At 72.1% G+C, this 19,099-nt stretch carries 17 protein-coding genes and 1 pseudogene; 9 read left to right on the top strand and 9 right to left on the bottom strand.

Annotated elements, in window-relative coordinates; all coding sequences use genetic code 11:
* The first annotated feature begins 325 nt into the window (after positions 1-325).
* Entirely contained in the window at positions 326-1,021 is a 696-nt protein-coding gene (locus WME76_RS40605) for a hypothetical protein (protein ID WP_437957520.1), read from the top strand.
* Positions 1,022-1,097: 76 nt separating this feature from the next.
* On the opposite strand, the gene WME76_RS40600 is transcribed toward WME76_RS40605, so the two are convergent.
* On the bottom strand, positions 1,098-1,976 hold the full coding sequence (locus WME76_RS40600; RefSeq protein WP_437957519.1) for a PAS domain-containing protein: 879 nt from the start codon (positions 1,974-1,976) through the stop codon (positions 1,098-1,100).
* A gap of 506 nt (positions 1,977-2,482) precedes the next feature.
* On the opposite strand from WME76_RS40600, the gene WME76_RS40595 reads away from it, so the two are divergent.
* The 3 genes from WME76_RS40595 to WME76_RS40585 all read left to right on the top strand — a co-directional run bounded on the left by WME76_RS40595 (position 2,483) and on the right by WME76_RS40585 (position 6,271).
* Complete coding sequence (locus WME76_RS40595) at positions 2,483-3,685, top strand: hypothetical protein (RefSeq protein WP_437957518.1); 1,203 nt, start codon at positions 2,483-2,485, stop codon at positions 3,683-3,685.
* Between the two features lie 182 nt (positions 3,686-3,867).
* Complete coding sequence (locus tag WME76_RS40590) at positions 3,868-5,085, top strand: formylglycine-generating enzyme family protein (protein WP_437962215.1); 1,218 nt, start codon at positions 3,868-3,870, stop codon at positions 5,083-5,085.
* Between the two features lie 169 nt (positions 5,086-5,254).
* Positions 5,255-6,271: a glycoside hydrolase family 11 protein gene (locus WME76_RS40585; RefSeq protein WP_437962214.1), complete on the top strand. Its 1,017-nt coding sequence runs from the start codon at positions 5,255-5,257 to the stop codon at positions 6,269-6,271.
* A gap of 184 nt (positions 6,272-6,455) precedes the next feature.
* Here WME76_RS40585 and WME76_RS40580 read toward each other — a convergent pair whose 3' ends face one another.
* Genes WME76_RS40580 through WME76_RS40570 form a run of 3 tightly spaced genes read right to left on the bottom strand, consistent with a single transcriptional unit; the run spans position 6,456 to position 10,291 of the window.
* A complete protein-coding gene (locus WME76_RS40580) occupies positions 6,456-7,502 on the bottom strand; it encodes a hypothetical protein (protein WP_437957517.1) in 1,047 nt (348 codons plus the stop codon).
* The gene (locus tag WME76_RS40575; protein WP_437957516.1) at positions 7,499-9,256 is read right to left on the bottom strand and encodes a protein kinase domain-containing protein; all 1,758 of its coding nucleotides are present in this window, start codon (positions 9,254-9,256) and stop codon (positions 7,499-7,501) included. The genes WME76_RS40580 and WME76_RS40575 overlap by 4 nt, the downstream gene beginning before the upstream one ends.
* The gene (locus WME76_RS40570; RefSeq protein WP_437957515.1) at positions 9,257-10,291 is read right to left on the bottom strand and encodes a hypothetical protein; all 1,035 of its coding nucleotides are present in this window, start codon (positions 10,289-10,291) and stop codon (positions 9,257-9,259) included.
* 281 nt (positions 10,292-10,572) lie between these two features.
* Here WME76_RS40570 and WME76_RS40565 point away from each other — a divergent pair, with 281 nt between their 5' ends.
* From WME76_RS40565 to WME76_RS40555, 3 genes are all read left to right on the top strand, one after another.
* Positions 10,573-11,370 carry a hypothetical protein gene (locus tag WME76_RS40565; protein WP_437957514.1) on the top strand — a complete coding sequence of 266 codons (798 nt, stop codon included), beginning with the start codon at positions 10,573-10,575 and terminating at the stop codon, positions 11,368-11,370.
* 116 nt (positions 11,371-11,486) lie between these two features.
* Positions 11,487-12,071, top strand: coding sequence for an RNA polymerase sigma factor (locus WME76_RS40560; protein WP_437957513.1), 585 nt, complete (start codon positions 11,487-11,489; stop codon positions 12,069-12,071).
* A 288-nt stretch (positions 12,072-12,359) separates the two neighbouring features.
* The gene (locus tag WME76_RS40555) at positions 12,360-12,731 is read left to right on the top strand and encodes a mannan-binding protein (protein WP_437957512.1); all 372 of its coding nucleotides are present in this window, start codon (positions 12,360-12,362) and stop codon (positions 12,729-12,731) included.
* Positions 12,732-12,841: 110 nt separating this feature from the next.
* Here WME76_RS40555 and WME76_RS40550 read toward each other — a convergent pair whose 3' ends face one another.
* The 5 genes from WME76_RS40550 to WME76_RS40530 all read right to left on the bottom strand — a co-directional run bounded on the left by WME76_RS40550 (position 12,842) and on the right by WME76_RS40530 (position 17,545).
* Positions 12,842-13,420 carry a hypothetical protein gene (locus WME76_RS40550; protein WP_437957511.1) on the bottom strand — a complete coding sequence of 193 codons (579 nt, stop codon included), beginning with the start codon at positions 13,418-13,420 and terminating at the stop codon, positions 12,842-12,844.
* A gap of 140 nt (positions 13,421-13,560) precedes the next feature.
* Complete coding sequence (locus WME76_RS40545) at positions 13,561-14,157, bottom strand: DUF4291 domain-containing protein (protein WP_437957510.1); 597 nt, start codon at positions 14,155-14,157, stop codon at positions 13,561-13,563.
* 98 nt (positions 14,158-14,255) lie between these two features.
* The gene (locus tag WME76_RS40540; RefSeq protein ID WP_437957509.1) at positions 14,256-15,512 is read right to left on the bottom strand and encodes a PAS domain-containing protein; all 1,257 of its coding nucleotides are present in this window, start codon (positions 15,510-15,512) and stop codon (positions 14,256-14,258) included.
* Positions 15,513-15,752: 240 nt separating this feature from the next.
* On the bottom strand, positions 15,753-16,526 hold the full coding sequence (locus tag WME76_RS40535; RefSeq protein ID WP_437957508.1) for a hypothetical protein: 774 nt from the start codon (positions 16,524-16,526) through the stop codon (positions 15,753-15,755).
* 224 nt (positions 16,527-16,750) lie between these two features.
* A complete protein-coding gene (locus WME76_RS40530; RefSeq protein ID WP_437962213.1) occupies positions 16,751-17,545 on the bottom strand; it encodes a LysR substrate-binding domain-containing protein in 795 nt (264 codons plus the stop codon).
* On the opposite strand from WME76_RS40530, the pseudogene WME76_RS40525 reads away from it, so the two are divergent.
* A pseudogene (locus WME76_RS40525) lies at positions 17,482-17,959 on the top strand (MFS transporter); the annotation flags it as partial. The gene WME76_RS40530 and the pseudogene WME76_RS40525 overlap by 64 nt on opposite strands.
* A 76-nt stretch (positions 17,960-18,035) precedes the next feature.
* Positions 18,036-18,968, top strand: coding sequence for a S1 family peptidase (locus WME76_RS40520; RefSeq protein WP_437957507.1), 933 nt, complete (start codon positions 18,036-18,038; stop codon positions 18,966-18,968).
* The last annotated feature ends 131 nt before the right edge of the window (positions 18,969-19,099 follow it).

The raw sequence follows: 19,099 nt of genomic DNA, 5'->3' as shown, positions 1-19,099 counted from the left end.
TGTAACCCATCGCACAATAGGGGCAGTATAGTGGAGCGCGGCCGCCCGAGTCGAGCGACAGGGCGGCCGAGCGGCGAGCTCTCCCTCCATTCGCCGTGGCCGGCCCAGCCGGGGGCGGGCCCCGCCAACTTACCGAAAGCATGCATGTTTCCGGCGCATCGAGACGGCGTCCCGCGCCAGGCATCACGTCGACGGGCATGTGGGGCAGGAGGGCACTGGACCGCCGGAAAGGCGTTTGGACGCGCTCCCCTCCCACCCCTCTACCATCTTTCCTCGACAGCGTTCGTCGCGCGCTCGAGGGTCGACCGGCGCTAAGGTCGCGATCATGACGTCCACCGTGACCCGCAACACTGGCTCTACCATCAAGTACGTCGTCATCACGGCGGTGCTCGCCGGCCTCTCGTTCCTCTGTTTCTACGCGATGATCGACCGCTCCGGTCTGCTGTGGCTGCTCTGTCTCGCCGGCGGCCTCGGGTTCGCGGTGTTCGCGTTCGGGGCGATCCTCGTCGCGAGGGACCAGGCCGGCACCGCGACGTGCCCGCGCTGCCAGGCGACGCTCGCGGAGATCGAGCTCAACCACACAGAAGACCCGGCGTTCTGCGACACGTGCCAGGCCGCGTACCTCGTCGACAAGCGCGTCCTCACCTTGCTCGCCGACGCCTACGTCCACCCGAAGCCGGGCTTTCCGGCGCCGGTGACGAGCGAGGCGATCAGCTGGCCGCAAGGCTGCTGCGTGTGCGCGAGGCCGGCGACTCGCGGCGTCGAGGCGAAGGCGCACGACGGCCAGACCGGGACCAACGTGGCCGTCGCCGCGGCCGGGCTCGCGCTCGGGGGCATCGCGGTGCGCACCGGCGGCGGCACGAGCTACACGCTGCGCATCCCGCACTGCGCCGAGCACGACGACGGCGCGACGCTCGAGATCAAGAGCGGCAACGAGCCGCCGCTGCAGATCCGCTTCCGCTCGTACGCCTACCAGCGCCGCTTCCTCCAGCTGAACCCGAAGCCGGCGAAGGCCGCGTAGCTCCGCTTCAGCCCTTCACGTTCGCGCACGTACGCCCGAGCGGCTGGGCCCGTGCCCGCCCGCCGGGCCCGCTACATCACCTCTCCCCGGAGGTGGCCGCCTTGCCCGCTGCGACGATCCGGTAGGACAGGCGGCCGAGCGCAACCTCGAGGCCACGCTCGAGGCTGCCGCGCGTCGTGATGCGGCCGAGGTCGACGTCGAGCCCGACCAGGGTCTGCGCCGCGGCGGGGCCCATGCCGACGAGCACGCTCTCGCAGCCGAGCAATGCCGCGGCTTGCACGGTGCGCAGCAGGCCCTCGGCGGCCATGGTGTCGATGAGCGGGACGCCCGTCACGTCGATGATCACGAAGCGCGCGGAGGCGGCGCTTATCGCGGCGAGGACGCTCTCGGTGACCTGCGCGGCCCGCTCCTGGTTGAGCGCGCCGACGAGCGGCAGGAGCAAGACGCCCTGCCAGATGCGCACGACCGGCACCGCGAGCTTCTCGAGCAGCGTGCGCTGCGCCTCGATGATCCCGAGCTGCGCGCGATTCTCGGCCTCGAGCCGCTCGGCCGCGACGAGCTTGCCCTTCATGTTCGTGATGTCCGTGATGATGCCGCAGAGCCCGACCACCTGCCCGGCGTCGTCGCGAATGGGGTACTTGCGTGTCCACATCGTCCGCTCGACGCGGTCGCCGCCGGTGACCACCTCCTGGTTCTCGTCGGGCTCGCCCGTGTCCACGACGAGATCATCGTGCTTCCAGAAGACCTCGACCTGCTCGGCGGGCCAGAACCCCCTGTCGTCCTTGCCGATGAGCTCCTCCCGCGGGTGCCCGATGAGCTTGCAATACCCCTCGTTGACGGCGAGCCAGCGATGAGCCCGGTTCTTGACAAAAATGGGATCGGGCAGGGTGTCAATGATGCGCTGGAGCAGCTCGACGCGGTGCCAGGTGAAGGGATCGACGGGGAGGCTGGTCATTGCAACTCGCGTACCCACACAGACAACATACGCTCCGATCGTACCAAGGAATGCCCTCCGCCTCAAGGGCTGCTCCGGCCGCCCGGCAACTTCGGCTTCGCGCTCACCGGGCTCGTCGGGGCGCTGACACCGAGCTTGTTTCGCACGCGGACCACGTGGTGGTAGGCCCGACGTTTCTGCGCGGCTCGTCGACGTACCGGCAGCCCGAGCAGCCGACGGAGCGCCTCGTGAACGACGCGGGCCGCCACCTCATCCCCGAGGGCGACGGCGCGACTCAGGGTGCTGGCGAGCGAGGCGACCACCGCAGCCCGACGCGACTGCTCGGTCACGGCGAGCTCCCGAGACCCGGGAGTTGACAGTTGGGCCCGGGTCGAGTCCATGCTTCCGAAGGGGTGCGATCCGTCGTCATGCCCTCCCAGAATCCCCGGGGAAGCGACAGACTGCGACGGTTCCGGTCGACCTCACGCATTGACGATCCATGGCCAACCCGTATATCGTTCCACGCCATGCCTCAAGCCAGACCGCTCGTCTCGTGTGCTGCCGTGATCTTGGTGCTGGGCTCGAGCGCGTGCGCGAGCTCGACCGTGCCGCCGAGATCTTCTTGCGGCGACGAGAGCACGAACCCGTACAAGCAGTTCACCCGCTGCGTGGAGCCGGAGGCCCCGGCCCTGGGCGCCCTGCTCCAGGCGGGGAAGATCCCCGAGGACCAGGGGGCGGTGTTCGGAAACATCAGGGTCGTCTATCGGAGCGAGACGATCACCGACCAGTGTCGCGTCATCTTCGCGGATGAAAAGGGCAAACAGACCCAGGCGCCGCTGGATGAAACAGGCTGGGTCTTCACGAGCGTCAAGCGGGGCACGACCTCCGTGGCAGCGATAGCTTGTTATGATGGGCGCCTCGATCCCGGCATCTCGTTCGATGTGCCGGGGGACGGAAAGATTGTCTACTTCGGTCACGTCTACGTCGAGCTGGCCCATCACAAGACTGACTGGTCCAACGTGACGTTGGGATTCATCCTCGCCGGCGGCATCGGCGCCGCCGTCGCGACCGCAACGCAGCCCGTTCGCCATGACCCCACGACCACCGGCGTCGAGCGGGCCGACCTCTTCGACGAGGCCAGGCGTGAGTACGAGGGGCGTTACGGGAAGCAGGCGGCGCTGCTGAAGCCGGATGACGCGGCCGCGTTCGCGAACAGCCGCCTGCTGCCTGGCCAGCACGGCTCCCTGGCCGCGCCGCCCGGCGCGGTCCCGTTCGTCTTCGGCACCTGGAACTGGCAAGCCGCCGAGCTGTGCAAGCAGGAAGGGCGCAAATGGACCGAGAATGACGGCCGCGCGCGCTGCAGCGGTTCGACGTCCGCGGGGATCCCGGGCGCCACATCGCAGCTCGAATTCGCGGATGGTCGGCTCTCGGCCGTCGAGCTGGTCATCAGCACGCCTGAGGACGCCGAGGGGTGGAGCCAGACGTTCCGTGACACCCACGCCGAGCTGGTCCGGCATTACGGCAAGCCGGCGGAGCGCAGCTTCGTGGTGCCGGACGAATGCAAGGCGGCAGAGCAGTTCATGGGGTGCGTGGCCGACGGCAGGGTGACCGCGAGCGCGTCGTGGTCGCTCGACGACGGCCGGTCCGTGGCGATGTCCGTCGCCGGCGCGTCGTCCTCGACGATCCACGTGCGCCTCACCGCGGCGCCGCCGAAGCCGACCGGACCGTGAGCCGCGATGCGGGCGTGCCGGCGACGCACACCGGTGGCGCCGGGATTGAAGCTGCAGCGCCGCCCCCTTCCTCGACGTTCTACCCGCCCACCACGAAGACGGTCGCGGGCTGCGTGCGGCTATGGCGGACACGCTGGCATTTTGTTGACATCGGCCGTGCCGGCGAACGACCCTCGAGCGCCATGGCAGGCGAGAAGCTCGCGGGCGGGTGGTCGACGGTGGCCGTGGTCGGGCTCGCCGCCTCCGCGTGCGGCGGCTGCGCGCAAATCCTCGACGTGGACTGGGGCAGCTACACGGACGCCGGCGGCACGGGCGGCACGGGCGGCAGCAGCGGGAGTGGAGGCGCTGCGACAACCGGGGGCGGGGCCGGCGAGGGCGCGACAGATGAAGATGGCCCCCCGGCAATCGTCTGTGTTCCAGGCCGTGATAGGCAGTGCTCCGGGAACACGCCGCAGCGGTGCAATGACAACGGTCAATGGGAGGATGAGGCGCCGTGTCCCGCGGAGACGCCGGCGTGCAGCGGAGGAGCGTGCACGTTCTCGAGCTGCGCCGGGTTGCAGGCGACCTGCGGGCCAACTGGCAAGGAAAGCTGCTGCGCGAGCGAGGCGGTGCCCGGAGGGAGCTTCACTCGGTGGGACCAAGGGGTGAAACATTCGGCGACGGTGAGCGGGTTCTCGCTGGATCGGTTCGAAGTGACGGTGGGGCGATTCCGCAGGTTCATGGAGGCGTATCCCGGGAGCATGCCGGCGCCGGGAGCGGGGGCGCATCCAAAGATCGACGGGAGCGGGTGGGATGCGGCCTGGAACGGCAGATTGCCTGCGGACGCGTCGGCGCTGAAGGCTGCGGTGAATTGTAACGCAGACAGACAGGCATGGACGGATGAGGCCGGCGACCATGAGCGTCTGCCGATGAACTGCCTGAGCTGGTACGTGGCGTTCGCGTTCTGCTCGTGGGATGGAGGCCGGTTGCCCACGGAAGCGGAGTGGCATTACGCGGCGGCAGGCGGAGACGAGCAGCGGCCGTACCCTTGGTCTGACCTGGCGAGCGATGACAGGATCGATACGAGCTACGCGGTGTATGGCTGCGCCGGGGACGGGTCTGCCTCCGGCGCGTGTGCGTTCAGTGATCTCCAGCCGGTCGGGTCGCGGTCGACGATGGGCGATGGGCGGTGGGAGCAGGCGGACCTGGCCGGGAATGTGTGGGAGTGGGTCCTGGACTGGCACGCAGCCTACCCGGAAGAATGTAATGATTGTGCCGATCTCGTCGCTGCCTCGTTCAGGGTCGCGCGGGGCGGGAGCTATTACGATGCTGCGTCATCCCTGCTCTCGTACGCCCGCAGCACCGTTGACCCCTCGAGCCGCTATGGCGACGGCGGGGCGAGGTGCGCGAGGACGCCGTAGTCCACCTCGGGGAACGCCGAGGTGAGCGGGGACCTTGGTCCTCACTCGGCAGTGTCGGGCGCGACGAGGAGAAGTGGACGTTCGCGCGGGTCTGGAAACTTCTGCCCAATGCGGCAATCCGGCGGCGAGCTATCGTTCCAGCGGTTCGCCTCGCTTGATCAAGACGTGCATGCTCTGGCATGCTCGAACCATGATGGTTCTCGCTCCGTCCCGCTGGTCGCTGGGTCCCCTCGCCGCTTGCCTGGCTGCCGCGGCCTTCACGGGCTGTGCCGACTCCGGGGAGGTGAAGGACGAAAGCGGGAGCGGCGGATCGATCGCAGGATCGACCGGCGGGAGCGGAAGCGGTGATCAACCGGGCGCCGGGGGCGCGGGCGCTACCTCCGCTAGCGGAAGCGTCACGGGGAGCGGCAGCGCGAGCAGCGGCGGTGGGTCCCCTGGGGAGGGCGGAGCGACGGGTGGAGGAGGCTCCCCCGGCGACGGCGGCGGGGGCGCGGGCGGCGCCGCGAACACCTGCCCGCCAGCGACACCCCTGACCGGAGGCATGGAGTATTGCTCGAACAGCCGAGGCAATGCGGGCAACGGTTACGGTTATGAACTCTGGGCGGAAGGAGGCGGGTCGGGCTGCATGACGGTGCACGGCGTCGGCGCCACCTTCAGCGCGGAGTGGAACAACGTCGAGGATTTCCTTGCGCGCGTCGGGCTCGACTTCAACCAGACCCGGAAGCACGCCCAGATCGGCACCTTCTCCGCGGACTTCGCGCATACCAAGACGGAGGAGGGCGGCGGCTTGACGTACATCGGCATCTACGGCTGGACCGTCAACCCGCTGCGCGAGTTCTACATCCTCGACGACTGGGGGAGCGCAAAGCCGGGAGGTTTCTCTTCCGACGGGACGCCGCGGGACGAGGTGGGCACGCTCACCGCCGATGGCGAGACCTATGACGTGTGGAAGAAGACCCGCGTGAACAAGCCGGCCATCACGGGTCCGAGTGAGACGTTCGATCAGTACTTCAGCATCCGGCGGACGGCGCGCACGTGCGGCACCATCTCCGTCTCCGAACACTTCACCAAGTGGGAAGGGCTCGGCCTTAGCCTGGGGAACCTGCACGAGGTCAAGCTGTTGATCGAGGCCCAGTCCAACAGCGGGACAATCAAGTTCACGACGGCGAACGTCGTCGTGAGATGAGCGAAGGCGCCCAGGAACCTCGAGCTCGGCACGGCGAGAGCGAGCCTGCGCCGATGCCGCGGTAGCCTGTGGCCTCGCGTGCGCGAGGGGTGATTCCAGATCTCTCGGACCAGCGCATCGCCGCGAAGCAGCGAAGGAGTCCGGCCATCCCTGGCCGGCTCTCTGGCGGGCGGAACCAGCGCGCTCAGCCGCAATGCCCGCTGCGCCCGGCGCCGTCGCCCGGCAGGCAGCCGAGGCCGGCGGAGGCGCAGTCGAACGCGGCGCGCCGGCCGGCCATGCACAGCGACAGGACGGTGCCCTCGCACGCGTCGACGCCCTCGTCCGACGGCGCGCACGCGTCCGACGGGCGCGCGCAGCGGGCGCCGCCGCCCTCGGCGACGCACGCGCCCCCGATCGCGCCGCAGTCGATCTCCGAGGCGACCGCGCCCGTGCAGATCCGCGCCCGGGCGCCGTCGGGCGAGCACGCCACGCTCCCCGGGTCCTCGCAGGGCAGGATCGCGCCGTTCGCGCCGCAGATCGCGCTCACGCCCTGCGCGCCCTCGGCGCAGGTCAGGCCGAGGGTCGTGCAGTCCATGGCGACGCGGAGGCGGCTGCTCTGCTCGCAGAGGATGAGCGTGTTCCCGTTGCAGCGGGGCGGGCCGTGCGTGGCCGGGAGGCAGGCGCCGAGGGCGCAGCGCGCGTGGCCGCCGGCGCCGACCCGGCACACGCTGCCCGGGCTGAAGCGCGGGGACGCGCAGCGCTCGAGGTAGCGCTCGGCGCAGCGGCGGGCCTCGCCGTCCCCGCAGGCGTCGTCCTCCGGGGGCGCGCACCGCGGGTCGCCGGCGAGGACCGGCTCGAGGAAGGCGCACGCGAGCGCCGCCTCGCAGCTCGCCGCGGCGGCGACGCAGGCGAGCAGGGACCGCTGCGCCTCGAAGCCGGCGCGGTCCTCGGGGATCGGCCCGGCGAGCCACGAGACGCAGCGCGAGAAGCTCGCCTCGTCCGCGGGCACGCCGATGGACGTCGCGACGCCCAGGGGGAGGCCCTCGCAGCGGAAGACCAGGCTGCACGCGCGCACCGCGGCGTCGAGATCGAGGTAGGCCTCGCCGCCCGCGCCCGCGTCGTCGCCCGGCGCCGGCGCGGCGGTGAGGCCGTCGAAGACCGTGCACCCGGCGGCGATCGACGCCGCGAGGGCGGCGCCGAGGAGCGCGGCGGCGGCGAGGCGGGCGAGGTGGGCGCGGCGCGGCGCGTTCATCGGTAGGGGTTGGCGTGGAGCTCGGGGCGGCGCTGTGGACGCGCGGTGGGCGCCGGCCGGAGGCGGGCCTCGCGCGGGCCGTCCTGCTCGAAGCGGGCGATCGCGGCGCCGCCGCCCTCCAGCGCGACCTCGACGAGCAGCGTGCCGGACCAGGGCGCGACCCCGATCCGCGCGGCGCGCCCCTGCCTGTCGACGCGCAGCAGGCCAGGGGCGCGCACGTCGGCGATCGGCGCGTCGGCCGCGAGGCGCAGCTCGACCGCGGTGGGCGACGGCGACGCGGCGCCCGGCGACGCGGCACCCGGCGACGCGGGGGCGGCGGCTGGCGCGGCGGACGGGGGCTCGGCGGGCAGCAGGGCCGCGACGGACGGCGCCACCCTGACGGACGGCAGGGCCTCGGCGGGCGGCCTGACCTCGGCGGACGGCGTGGCCCCGGCGGGCGGCGTGGCCTCGCGGCTGCGGGCGGCGAGCGCGAGGGCGCCTCCGATCGCCGCCGGGGCGAGCACGCCGAGCGCCACCAGCGCGGCGCGTCGGCGCGGCGCCCTGGTGGCCTGCGTCGCCGTCGCCTGCGCCGCCGTCACCGCCGTCCCCTGCGCCGCCGTCACCGCCGTCCCCTGCGCCGCCGTCCCCTGCGCCGCCGTCGTCGCTGCCGTCCCCTGCCCCGCCGCCGCTGCCGCCCCCTGCCCCGCCGTCCCCTGCCCCGCCATGGCGGCGGCGCGCGCGTTCGCCGCCTCCGCCTGCTCCAGCCAGGCCCGCACCGCCTCGCGCCGCGCCGCGAGCGCCGCGCCGCCGTGGCGCTCCACCAGGGCGGCCACCTCGCGGGCCGGCGCGGGCGGCAGCGCTCGCTCGAGGGCCTCCAGGAAGTCGGCCGCCGTGGGGAACCGCTCGTCCCGGTCCTGGGCGAGGGCGCGGAGCACGACGCGATCGAGCTCCGGCGGCACGCCCGGCGCGCGCGCGGAGGGCGCCTCGATGTCGTCGGCGAGGATGCCGAGCAGCACGCTCGCCTCGTCGTCGCCGTCGAAGAGCCTGCAGCCGGTGAGCGCCTCGTGCAGCACCGCCCCCGCCGCGAAGAGGTCCGCGCGCCGGTCCACGTCCCGCGCGCCGCGGAGCTGCTCCGGGGCCATGTACGAGAACGTCCCCTTGAGCACGCCGCTCCGGGTGGCCGCGGCGCGGCGCGCGGCCTTCGCGATGCCGAAGTCGATGAGCAGGCTGCGGCCGTCCGCGCCCACGAGCACGTTGCGCGGGCTGACGTCGCGGTGGACGACCTCGAGCGGCCGGCCCTGCAGATCGCGCGCCTCGTGGGCCGCGTGCAGCCCGGCGAGCACGTCGGCGACGACGCGCGACGCGACGGCGGGCGGCAGGCGCTCGCCCGCGCCCGCGGCGCCCGCGATCAGCGCGGCGAGCGGCACCGCCTCGACGTACGGCATCACCAGCAAGAGCTCCCCGCCCGCCTCGAGCACGTCCTCGACCGAGACGACGTGCGGGTGGCGGATGAGCGCGGCGATCCGGGCCTCGTCGCGCAGCATGTCGAGCACCTCGGGCTGGGCGAGGAGGTGCCGGTGGACCCGCTTGAGGACGACCAGGCGCTCCAGGCCGCCCACGCCCGCGCGCCGCGCGAGGTAGGCGGTGGCCATGCCGCCGGAGGCGATCTCCAGGATGACGTCGTGGCCGCCCACGACGGGGCCCTCACGGGGCGCCGCGCGCTCCGCGCCGGGCCCCTGCGGGGCGCGGGCCGGGAGCCCCTCGCGCGCTTCCACCTAGAACACCCCTCCCAGGGTGAGCCGGGCGGGGCCGAGGGAGAGCGCGAGGGCGTGCCGCGCGGCCGATGGAGGGGCGGCGGGCGTCCCCCACTCGACCAGCCAGATCGCGGCGGCGCCGGTGAGCGCGCCGAGGCCGATCGAGGCGCCGAGGAGCACGTTGGTGCGCCGCTGCTTGCCGCGCCCCGCGGCGAGGTTCTCCTCGGTCGGCGCGGCGTCGAACGCGTCGCGCGCCGCGATCGTGTCGAGCCCCGACGCGACGGTGAGGCCCGCGCCGAGCGCGGTGACCGCCGCGCCCACGATCACCGCTGCCGGCGACAGGGGGCGGCGCGCGGGGGGCGGCGCGGCGCCGGGCGCGGCGGCGCTCGGCGCGCCGGCGCCGGGCGCGGCGGCGGCCGGCGTCGTGCTCGGCGCGGCCGGCGCCGCCGCCTGCGGCCGGGGCGCCGGCGGATCCTGCAGCGCGGTCGCCGGCTCCCGGGGCGCCGGCGCGACGAGGGCGACGCTGCGGACCTCGCCCGCGCCGATCACCTCGGTGCGCCGGAGGACCTGACCGTCGACCTCGCCGGCGACGACGTGGCTGCCCGGGTTGACGTGGACGCTGGCCCCCTCCACCGGCACCTCGTCCACCCGCACGTCGCGCGCGCCGGGCGCGTACACGTCGATCCGCCCGAGGCGCGGCGCGATCCGGCCGAGCGCCGCGGTGGCCGCGTCGCGGTCCGGGGCGTCGGGCGGCGCCTCGCGGAGGTAGCGCGCGTAGAGGTTGGCCGCGCGGCCGATCTCTCCCGCGCGGTGCCAGGATCGGGCGGCATTCCACAGCGGCGAGGCGTGGGGCGCGGCGCGGTACGCGGCCTCGAAGGCCGCGGCCGCGCGCGCGAAATCGCCGGCGCGGAACGCCCGCTCGCCCTCCTCGAAGGCCCGCGCCGCCGCCCGCGCGTCGTCCGGCCGGGGAGGCGCCTCGACAGGCGCGGGCTTCGAGGGCGCCTCGGCCCGGGCCGGGGACGTCGCGACCCCGAGGCAAGCGACGGCGAGGAGCACCCCGACCGCGCCCCCGCGTCCGGCACGTGTGGCGCGTCTGGCGCGACCGGCGCGACCGCTGGCTCGGCGCGAGGAGGCGCAGACGGCTCGGGGCATCGCGCGGAGACTACCACGCGCGGCCGCCCGGCCGACCTTCGCGCCGATTCCATTTTCCCCCCCGGCCTCCCCGCGTGTCCGACCAGGTGAACGGCGCGCGCGACGGCCCAGCGGCGGCGGGATCACGCCCGCTGCGCGGCGACGTCGCGCGCTCGAACCATCACCGCTCGCTCGAGGAGACTCCCATGCCCCGGTCCATCGTTCTCGCCGCCATCGCCCTGCTGTCCCTCCCGGCCTGCCTCGCCCGCGACGCGCAGGACCGCACCGACGACGCCGTCATCGCCGAGGAGGCGAGCGACTCGCTCGAGACGGGCGAGGTCGAGGCGGCGCTGCTCATCGCCTCGATCGACGCCGCCGGCGCGGCGACGCGCGCCGAGGAGGCCGCCGAGGCCGCGGCGGGCGCGGCGGGCGCGCGCTTTCAGCCCGCCGGATGCGCCACGGCCGAGGTGCAGGGGACCACGGTCACCACCACGCTGAACGACTGCACGGGGCCGTTCGGGATCGCGCGCATCGATGGCACCGTCCAGGTGAGCTACAGCGTCGCGGCCGACGGCCTGCGCGCGACGCTCGCGGGCGACGGCGTGACCGCCCGCGGGGCCACGCTCGAGCTGGAGGCCGAGGCGGCCTACGCGGTCAGCGGCAGCACGAGGACCCTCACGATCACGACCGCGGGCGCCGCGGTCGGGCCGCGCGGCCGCTCGCTCGAGCGCGAGGGGAGCTACACCGCGCGCTGGGATCCGGAGGGGTCGTGCTTCTCGCTCGACGGGACCTGGTCCACGCGCGCGGGCTCCCGCACGTGGAGCACGGAGGTGAGCGGCTTCGAGCGCTGCGCCGCGGCGTGTCCGGCCGCGGGCGGCACGGTCGAGCACGCCGGCGGCCTGTCGGGCGTGACGGTCACGATCGCGTTCGACGGCAGCGACAGCGCCACGTGGAGCAGCTCCCGCGGCCGGAGCGGCACCCTCGACCTCGCGTGCGGCGGCTAGCGCCGGCGCGCGCGCGACCCGGCCCCGCGTGACCCGACCTCGCGCGCGGCGAGCGCCGGCGGCGCGCGACCCGGCCCCGGGGAACTCGGTTATCCTCGCTGGCCGGAGGACACGCGATGACCCCTGGCCCTGACACCCCTGCCGACGACGAGGGACGCCCGGCCGACGAGGACGCGCCGCTCCTCGATCGCTTCCTCGCCGGCGACCGGGCCGCGTTCGACGAGCTCGTGCTGCGGCACCGCGACTCGCTGCGCAGGCTGGTGCGGCGCTACGTGCGGAGCGAGGACGACGCCGAGGACGTGACGCAGCGGGCGCTCCTGCGAGCGCTGGAGAAGCTCGGGACCTTCCGGCGCGAGTCGACGTTCCGCACGTGGATCCACCGCATCGCCGTGCACCTCGCGCTGAACCACCTCCGCGGCCAGCGGAGCGCCGCGCCCGGGGTGGAGCTCGACGAGCTCCCCGCGTTCACGAGCGCGCTGGAGACGAACCGCCTCGTCGCCGCGGAGGTCTGGGCCAGGGTGGCGCGCCGCCTCACCGAGCTGCCCCCCAAGCAGCGGCTCGCCGTGGAGCTCCGATTGTTCCACGAGCTGTCCTTCCAGGAGATCGCGGCGCTCTCCGACTGCAGCGAGGACAGCGCGAAGGCCAACTTCCACCACGGGATCAAGCGGCTGCGGGGGCTGATCCCGGATCCTGCGGGCTGAAGGCGATCTGCGGCGGCTCCCGGGATGCCTTGGGAATGTCCTTGGTTCGTGGCCCTTTTCAGCAGAAAAATTGAACAGGGAGGCGGGGAGACGGGGAGAATTTGAAGATTCTTCTCCCCGCCTCCCTGTGAATTTTTCAGGGTGTTTGAGGGCGGGTGCCTCGGGAGCTTGACGGCGTGTCGGCCAGCTCAAGAAGTGATCAGATGGTCGTGCGCGCTCGATCCAGCGCGCATGACCACGATTCCCCCCCGGAGAGCTGACAGCGGAAGCGAGGGAGAACAGTCCATCATGAGAAACAAAACGCTCGTGGCCGGTCTATTTGCGATCGCTGGCGGGGTGTTCCTTCTCGGTACGGCCATGGCGTTCGACGTCGGCGCCGGTCCGATCTGGAACAACGCCGACGCGCAGAGCAAATGTCCGGCGGTCTGTGGCAGCCTGAGGTGGAACGGCCAGTGGACGACCACCGTGCCCGGCCGGATGTCGGTCTGCGGCACCGTCCAGGGGCTGGACGTGCCGGTCGGGCCCATCTGGAACAACGAAGACGCACAGACGAAGTGTCCAGAACAGCTCCGCCGCGTGACCTGGAGCGGCCAGTGGACGACCACCGAGCCCGGCCGCATGTCGGTCTGCGGCTGCAACCCGCCGCCCCCGGCGAGCTGACCGCGATCGGGGCGCCAGGCCGCTGACCAAGGCGTGGAGCCTGCGGAGGAGGGCCACCGCCGGCTGCCCCTTGTCCGCCCGTATCCCGGGCGCCGCGCGCGCCCGGCGGCTCACCGCGGGTGCGGCTCCAGGCGGTGCAGGTGGTGCTCCTCGCCGTTCAAGGTCAGCACCGCCATGAACCCGCCGCGCGCGAGCTCCTTCGCGAGCTCGAACTCGTGCGTCCCCGGGGTGACGGAGGTGTAGACGACGCGCGCGACCTCGGGCTCCAGGGCGGAGCCGGGGTAGCTGTAGATGTCGAGTCGCAGCGTACAGGCGCGCTCGATCGTCGCGCGCGCGACGAACGCCTCATCGCCCTCCGTCACCGAGAAGGCGCTCCCGAGCTCTCCGTCGACGGAAGATCTCCTGAGCGCCCGGGCGATCTGCTGGCCGGCGATCGGGGCATACACGTCGAGCACCATCACATCCTTGTTCTGCTCCTTGAAGCGCGCGTGGAGGCGCTCCCGGGTGGCGGCGTCCACCCCGCCGCCGAGGGTGATGAGGTCGAAGTCGCCGGCGTGGAACTCCGTGTCCGGCGACTCGCTCACCGTGCCGACCGCCGAGTGCCCCTGCTGGTTCAGCGCTGCCACGCTCCGCTCGAGGATATCCGCCCTCCTGCCGATGACCAGGATCCTCTTCGCTCTCGATGCCATGCTCTCTCCTCTCGTCGGTGGTTCACCGACCTCGCCCCGCCGGCGAGGGGGCGTCCGGAGAGCAATGTGCAGCAGCGCCTCCCGCCGGCTGGATTTCACGCCAATCTATTGGAAGCATTCTGTTCGTTTGGGCAGTCTCGTCATGGGTCGATGAGCAGGCGCCTGGCGATGGCCTCGTCCACGGCGTAGGGCCTCTCGCGCGGCAGCAACTTCGCCGCGCTGTCCGCGTGGCCTGCCTGGATCTGCTGGTACATTTTCCGGACCAGGGGGGTTCGATCCTCGATGGAGACGACCCAGCTCTCTGCGTACTCGCGGATGAGATCGCGGCCGATGCCGACCTGGATGCTGTAGCAAGGCAGCGGGCCACCCCGGAGGTTGCGCTCGGTGTCCCACTGGATGTGCACCTTGGCCTCGGCGAACGCCTTGCTCCACTCGTCCGGCGAGCGAAACACCGTCGCTTCCGGCGAGGTGAGGACGGCGAGGGAGAGCGCCCGCTCCCAGCCTGTACGCCGGATGCGGACGGCGAGGATCCGCTCCTGCCCGGCCTTTCGCCCCCAGTTGCTGCGGTGCATGAGCCAGAGGAACGACGGCTTGATCCAGGTCATCCGGCCGAACGAGAACGGGGCGACGAAGCGCTGGGCAGCGAGCGCGGGCTCGGCGATCGCCGGCGCGTAGGCCTGGTACATGACGATGGTCTCCGCGTCGTGGTCCGCCCGGATCTCGTGAAGCTTCGGCATGAGGCCCACCCTTCGCGATCGCTGTGGTCCGACGGGGAGACTACCGGAGTCGACCGCCCGCGCGTCCCTCGAACCGACCCCGGCGGCGAGGCGGCCGCTCAGCCCGGGATGGAACGCCCTCTGCGCTCCCTGGTCCGCAGCGCGTGATCGATGCCGCCGCGCAGCGTGGCCTCTGTCACCAGGCCCTGCAGCTCCACGCCGAGGTCGACGAGGGTCCGCGCGATGGCGGGCTGGATGCCCGTGAGCACGACCCTCGCCCCGAGCAGCCTCACGGCGCGAGCGGCTTGCAAGAGCACCCCCGCCACATGGGCGTCGACCGATCTCACCCCCGTGATGTCGATGATGGCGATCGCCGCCTGGTGCGCGCCGACCGCGGCGAGCAACGCCTCGATGATCCGGCTCGCCCGCTCGGGGTCGAGCGTGCCGATGAGCGGCATGACGATCACCCCGTCGGCGATCGGCAAGAGCGGCGTCGCGAGCTCCCGGATGGTCGCCTGTTGCGCCTCGATGACCGCCAGCTGCGCCTCCTGGCGTTCGGCCTCCGCCCGCTTGATGGCCGTGATGTCGATGGCCGCACCCCCGACCGTCCCGTCCGGGATGCCAGGACCCCGGACGGGAAACTTGACCGAATGAAACTGCTTCATCCCTTCTGTTGGGTGAGGAACGCTCTCCTCGAACGACGTCGCGACACCGGTATTCCTCACCTCGTCGTCGGCGGCCCTCACCTTCGCGACGACGTCCTCCGGGAGCATGTCGAGGTCCCGCAGGCCAGCGCAGCCGTGCGGCGCCATCCCCATGAACCGCTCGAACTGAGCGTTCGCCAGGACATACCTGCTGTCGGCATCCTTGGCGAACATCATGGCAGGCATGTGCTCGAGGAACGCCTGGAACAGCGCCTCGCTCTTCTGCAGCTCCACCTCACGACGTCTTTGCTCGGTGACGTCCTCGGCCGAGACGAGGACCTGATGCGCCGCCCCGTCGTCGCCGCGCGTGAGGACCACGCAGCGCAGGGCAAGGACGCGCTCGGCGCCTCCGGCGCACCGCGCGCGCAGCGCGAGCTCGAGGGGCTCGCCGTCCTGAGACGCCCCGAGCTGCGCCGCGTGAACCGCTGACGCGTCGAGGTCCTCGGGGTGGACGCGAGACACAAGGGTCTCCCAGGCGCGCTCCGGAGTCTCCTTGTCGCCGAACCCGAGCGCGCGGACGAACGCGCGATTGCAGGCGACGATGCGCCTGTCCCTGACATCGAGGACACAGAGGATGGTCGGCGCCACGTCAAATATCCGCTCGACCAGCGCGCCCTCCAGCCCCTTTGCCCGCGCGGCCATCGAGCCGCTCGAGGTAGGCGAGTCCTTCATGTGCCCGTTCCCTCCTCGTCCACATGTAGCCGATTTTTCCTCCTCCGTGGTACGAGGATCCGGTGCCGCACGGCGGATCGGGCGGGCGAGCGAGCCCGTGGCGCGCTTCTCGCGCGCCTCGATGGGGCGCCCAGCGCCGCGAGGGGCCCAGCCCGTCTCGCTCTGGTTCGATCCCAGCTCCTGCCCCGCGTCCGGGGGCGTGCTCCTGAGATCCGGGAGGGCGACGCGCCCGCCACACGGCTAATCGAGGAGGCCGGAGACCTCCGCACAGGTGCGGTCCTCGACCTCCTGGCAGCTCGCGAGCTGCCCTGTGCTCGCCCATCCGAACGGCGTCCAGTGACAGTCACCCCACTCGTCGGCCTGACACGCGGCTTCCGTGCGGTCCGCCAGCACGATGTCGCAAATCTGGTGGGCAGACGACGCCTCCCAGGGATCGCCCGGCTCGCACGAGAACTCGTCGGAGGTGCGGTGCCGCGACTGGACGAGGGCCTTGCCATCCCCCTGCACCACGATGAGCATCTCGGTCTCTCTGCATCCTCCACCCGGGCTGTCGAGGGCGCTCAGCACCGCGGGGCTCCCCGAAACGATGTGCTTGGCCGCGCAGTTGGTAGCCTGCGCTGGGCTCACGTCGCCGGAGTGATAAAACATCTGCTGGCAGGCGAGCGGAAGATTGCAATCATACAGATTGATGTGATGCTGGACGACGGCGCCGCCTTCGGTGTCGCTGCCGCCGCCACCTGCGCCGCCGGTGCCGCCGGTGCCACCTGCGCCGCCGGTGCCGCCGGTGCCACCTGCGCCGCCGGTGCCGCCGGTGCCGCCGGTGCCGCCGGTGCCGCCGGTGCCGCCGGTGCCTCCTCCGTCACCCGCTGCTGTGGTGATGCTGCATCCGCTCGCGAGCGAGCTGAAACCGAGCACGAGCACCCAGAGCATCCTCTTGTCGAGCACGAGAACCCCCGCTTCAAGGTAGAGCGCGCACCTGCGCACGGCGCTCGACGCGTGCAACGGCCAGACCACCCCGGGATCCGACCCATCGTCGCAGCCTGCCCTCCAGCCCCTGTGCGACGCCTGTCAGGGGTGCGGGGACATGGCACACCCTGAGCCACCACGCCAACGGGCGGATGGGCTCACCAAGCGGGCCATGCGGATCGACGACCAGCTGCGGCTCGAAGAGGGTGAGTTCAGAGGCGCTCTTCGCGATCGGTGTTCTGACGGAGACGACCCCACGGGGTCGTGAATCGCTACCGCGCCGCCGCGCCGTCGACCACCGCCGGCACGGACGCGCGCATCGCCTCGATGAAGCGACGCAGCCGGGCCGGGTAGAAGCGGGCATGGGGATAGACCAGGTGGAGCGGCAGCGGGTCCGCCTGCCACGACGGCGCGAGGTGCAGCAGCCGCCCCTGCGCCAGGTCGTCGGCGACCAGCCAGGACGAGGCCACGCACACGCCGAGGCCCATCAGCGCGGCGCTGCGCAGGGCAACCAGGCTGTCGGTGCTCATGCGCGGGCGGATCGCGAGCTCGATCCGTTGACCATCCGAGGAACGGGTCAGCGTGATCGCGTCACGGTAGTAGGTGCGGAGCGCGAGCCAGGGCATGTCGGCCAGGTCCGAGGGATGGGCCGGCGGCGCGGCCCGGCCCAGCACCGAGGGCGCGGCGGCCACGATGCGCGGCACCTCGGTCAGGCGGATCGCCACCACCGCCGGATCGGCCACGGCGCCGACGAGGAGCGCGCAGTCGATGCCGTCGGCGATGAAGTTCGGCGACCCGTCGTGCAGCAGCCACTCGACCGAGACACGCGGATAGCGGCGCAGGTAGTCGGCCAGCGGCTCGACGAGCTGGTGCTGACCGAAGGCGTGCGGCACGACCACGCGCAGCGTCCCGTCGGGCTGGTCGCGGTCGCCTCGCATGTCCGGATCGAACGCCTCCAGGTTGGCCAGCAGCGCCTTGGCCCGCTCGAAGCAGCGTTCGCCGTCCTCGGTCAGCTTCATCGTGTGCGTGGAGCGCTGCAGCAACGGCAGGCCCAGCGAGCGCTCCAGCGGGCGCCCCTGGCCGGCCGCATCGCCGACCGCCACGGGCCCGAACGGGTGACGCGCATGGCCGCCGCCCTTTCCTTCGTGGCCTTCGCCGCCATGGCGCTGTCGCCCTGGCTGTCGGCGAGCGGACGGCTGTGGCTGCTCGGCGCCAGCGCCGTCGCCTTCGAGCTCGGCATCCAGGCCGCGCTGGTGGCGCACCAGACCCTCGTCTATGGCATCGAGCCCGGCGCGCGCAGCCGCCTCAACGCCGTGCTCTTCGTCGGCATGTTCGTCGGCATGGCCCTCGGCGCCGCGCTGGGCAGCGTGCTCTTCGCCCAGTGGGGCTGGATGGCGGTGACGGCGCTCGCCGCGTCGACGTCGGCCGGCGCGCTCATCGTCCGACGCTGGCCGGCGACACGCCCGTCACCGCGCGCGTGACCGCCCGCGTCCGCCGTGAGCCAGCGGCCCTGGGGTCGATCACGGACCGACAAGATAGTTCGAAGGATCGATCCCCGTGACGGCATCAAGAGCACCGAACAGAAGCTCTCGTCGCCATGCAGCCGATGTCGGGCGCGCGGCGTCGTTGCTCCTCGTCGCGTCTGGCGCTGCACCCAACGCGGGCCCCCTGGCCCGGTCCGGTCTTGTTCGGCGCCCCAATTCGACGGAGTTTACCATGAAAATTCACGCTGTTCTTGCTTCGGCGGTCATCCTTTCGGCGTGCGCGGGAGAGGTGGACGACACCTCCACCGATGTGACGGACGGCAATCCTACCGCCATCATCGGAGGCACCGTCGACGAGGGCGATCCGGCGGTGGCGTACCTGCAGGTGGCCCAACCAGCAGAAGATGGCTTCACCGAGTTCTCCACCTGCACCGCTTCGCTCATCGCTCCGAAGGTGCTCCTGATGGCGGCCCACTGCGTGGAGCCCTGGCTGGTGGAGAACGCGACCATCACGGCCTTCTTCGGCACGGACGTCTTCACCGGGGAAGGCACCTGGGTGAACGTGAAAGAGGTGCACGCCGAGCCCCGGTACACGAGCTCGAATATCCGCGCGGGCTATGACATCGCCGTGGGCATTCTCGAGGAGCCCGTCTCCATCGCGCCGCTGCCCTACAACCGCACGCCGATGACCGCGGCCGACGTCGGCGAGCCGGTCCGGCTGATCGGCTTCGGCCGCGATGAGGACTGGGCGGACGGCATCAAGCGCCATGTGTCCACCACCATCAACACCGTCGCCCCGACGCTGCTCGGCCTCGGCGACGCGACCCACCACACGTGCACGGGAGACTCGGGCGGGCCTGCGCTGATGAACGTGAACGGCGTTCCCACCATCGTCGGCGTCACGTCGTTCAGCACGACGGGCGACTTTACCATCTGCACGGACGGCTGGGATGCACGGGTCGACCTCTCCGTCGACTTCATCGACCAGTTCGTCAACGCGCGCTAGCCAGGAAATCGAACAGGTTGAAACCCAGAGAAAACGAACCACGGAGGCACAGAGGCACAGAGTTTCTTTGTTGTTCCTCTGTGCCCTCTGTGCCTCTGTGGCTCAAACCTCTTCATTCCTGGGTGTTTCAG

Source organism: Sorangium sp. So ce119, assembly GCF_051524405.1.
Taxonomy (GTDB): Bacteria; Myxococcota_A; Polyangia; order Polyangiales; family Polyangiaceae; genus Sorangium; species Sorangium cellulosum_G.
The sequence above is the reverse complement of the archived record's forward strand: the minus strand, read 5'-3'. Positions and strand labels throughout refer to the sequence as shown.

Coding starts and splice junctions, on each gene's coding strand:
- WME76_RS40585 (WP_437962214.1), top strand. CDS start 5,255: ATGCTCTGGCATGCTCGAACCATGATGGTTCTCGCTCCGTCCCGCTGG.
- WME76_RS40560 (WP_437957513.1), top strand. CDS start 11,487: ATGACCCCTGGCCCTGACACCCCTGCCGACGACGAGGGACGCCCGGCC.
- WME76_RS40595 (WP_437957518.1), top strand. CDS start 2,483: ATGCCTCAAGCCAGACCGCTCGTCTCGTGTGCTGCCGTGATCTTGGTG.
- WME76_RS40580 (WP_437957517.1), bottom strand. CDS start 7,502: ATGAACGCGCCGCGCCGCGCCCACCTCGCCCGCCTCGCCGCCGCCGCG.
- WME76_RS40565 (WP_437957514.1), top strand. CDS start 10,573: ATGCCCCGGTCCATCGTTCTCGCCGCCATCGCCCTGCTGTCCCTCCCG.
- WME76_RS40550 (WP_437957511.1), bottom strand. CDS start 13,420: ATGGCATCGAGAGCGAAGAGGATCCTGGTCATCGGCAGGAGGGCGGAT.
- WME76_RS40605 (WP_437957520.1), top strand. CDS start 326: ATGACGTCCACCGTGACCCGCAACACTGGCTCTACCATCAAGTACGTC.
- WME76_RS40600 (WP_437957519.1), bottom strand. CDS start 1,976: ATGACCAGCCTCCCCGTCGATCCCTTCACCTGGCACCGCGTCGAGCTG.
- WME76_RS40590 (WP_437962215.1), top strand. CDS start 3,868: ATGGCAGGCGAGAAGCTCGCGGGCGGGTGGTCGACGGTGGCCGTGGTC.
- WME76_RS40545 (WP_437957510.1), bottom strand. CDS start 14,157: ATGCCGAAGCTTCACGAGATCCGGGCGGACCACGACGCGGAGACCATC.
- WME76_RS40540 (WP_437957509.1), bottom strand. CDS start 15,512: ATGAAGGACTCGCCTACCTCGAGCGGCTCGATGGCCGCGCGGGCAAAG.
- WME76_RS40555 (WP_437957512.1), top strand. CDS start 12,360: ATGAGAAACAAAACGCTCGTGGCCGGTCTATTTGCGATCGCTGGCGGG.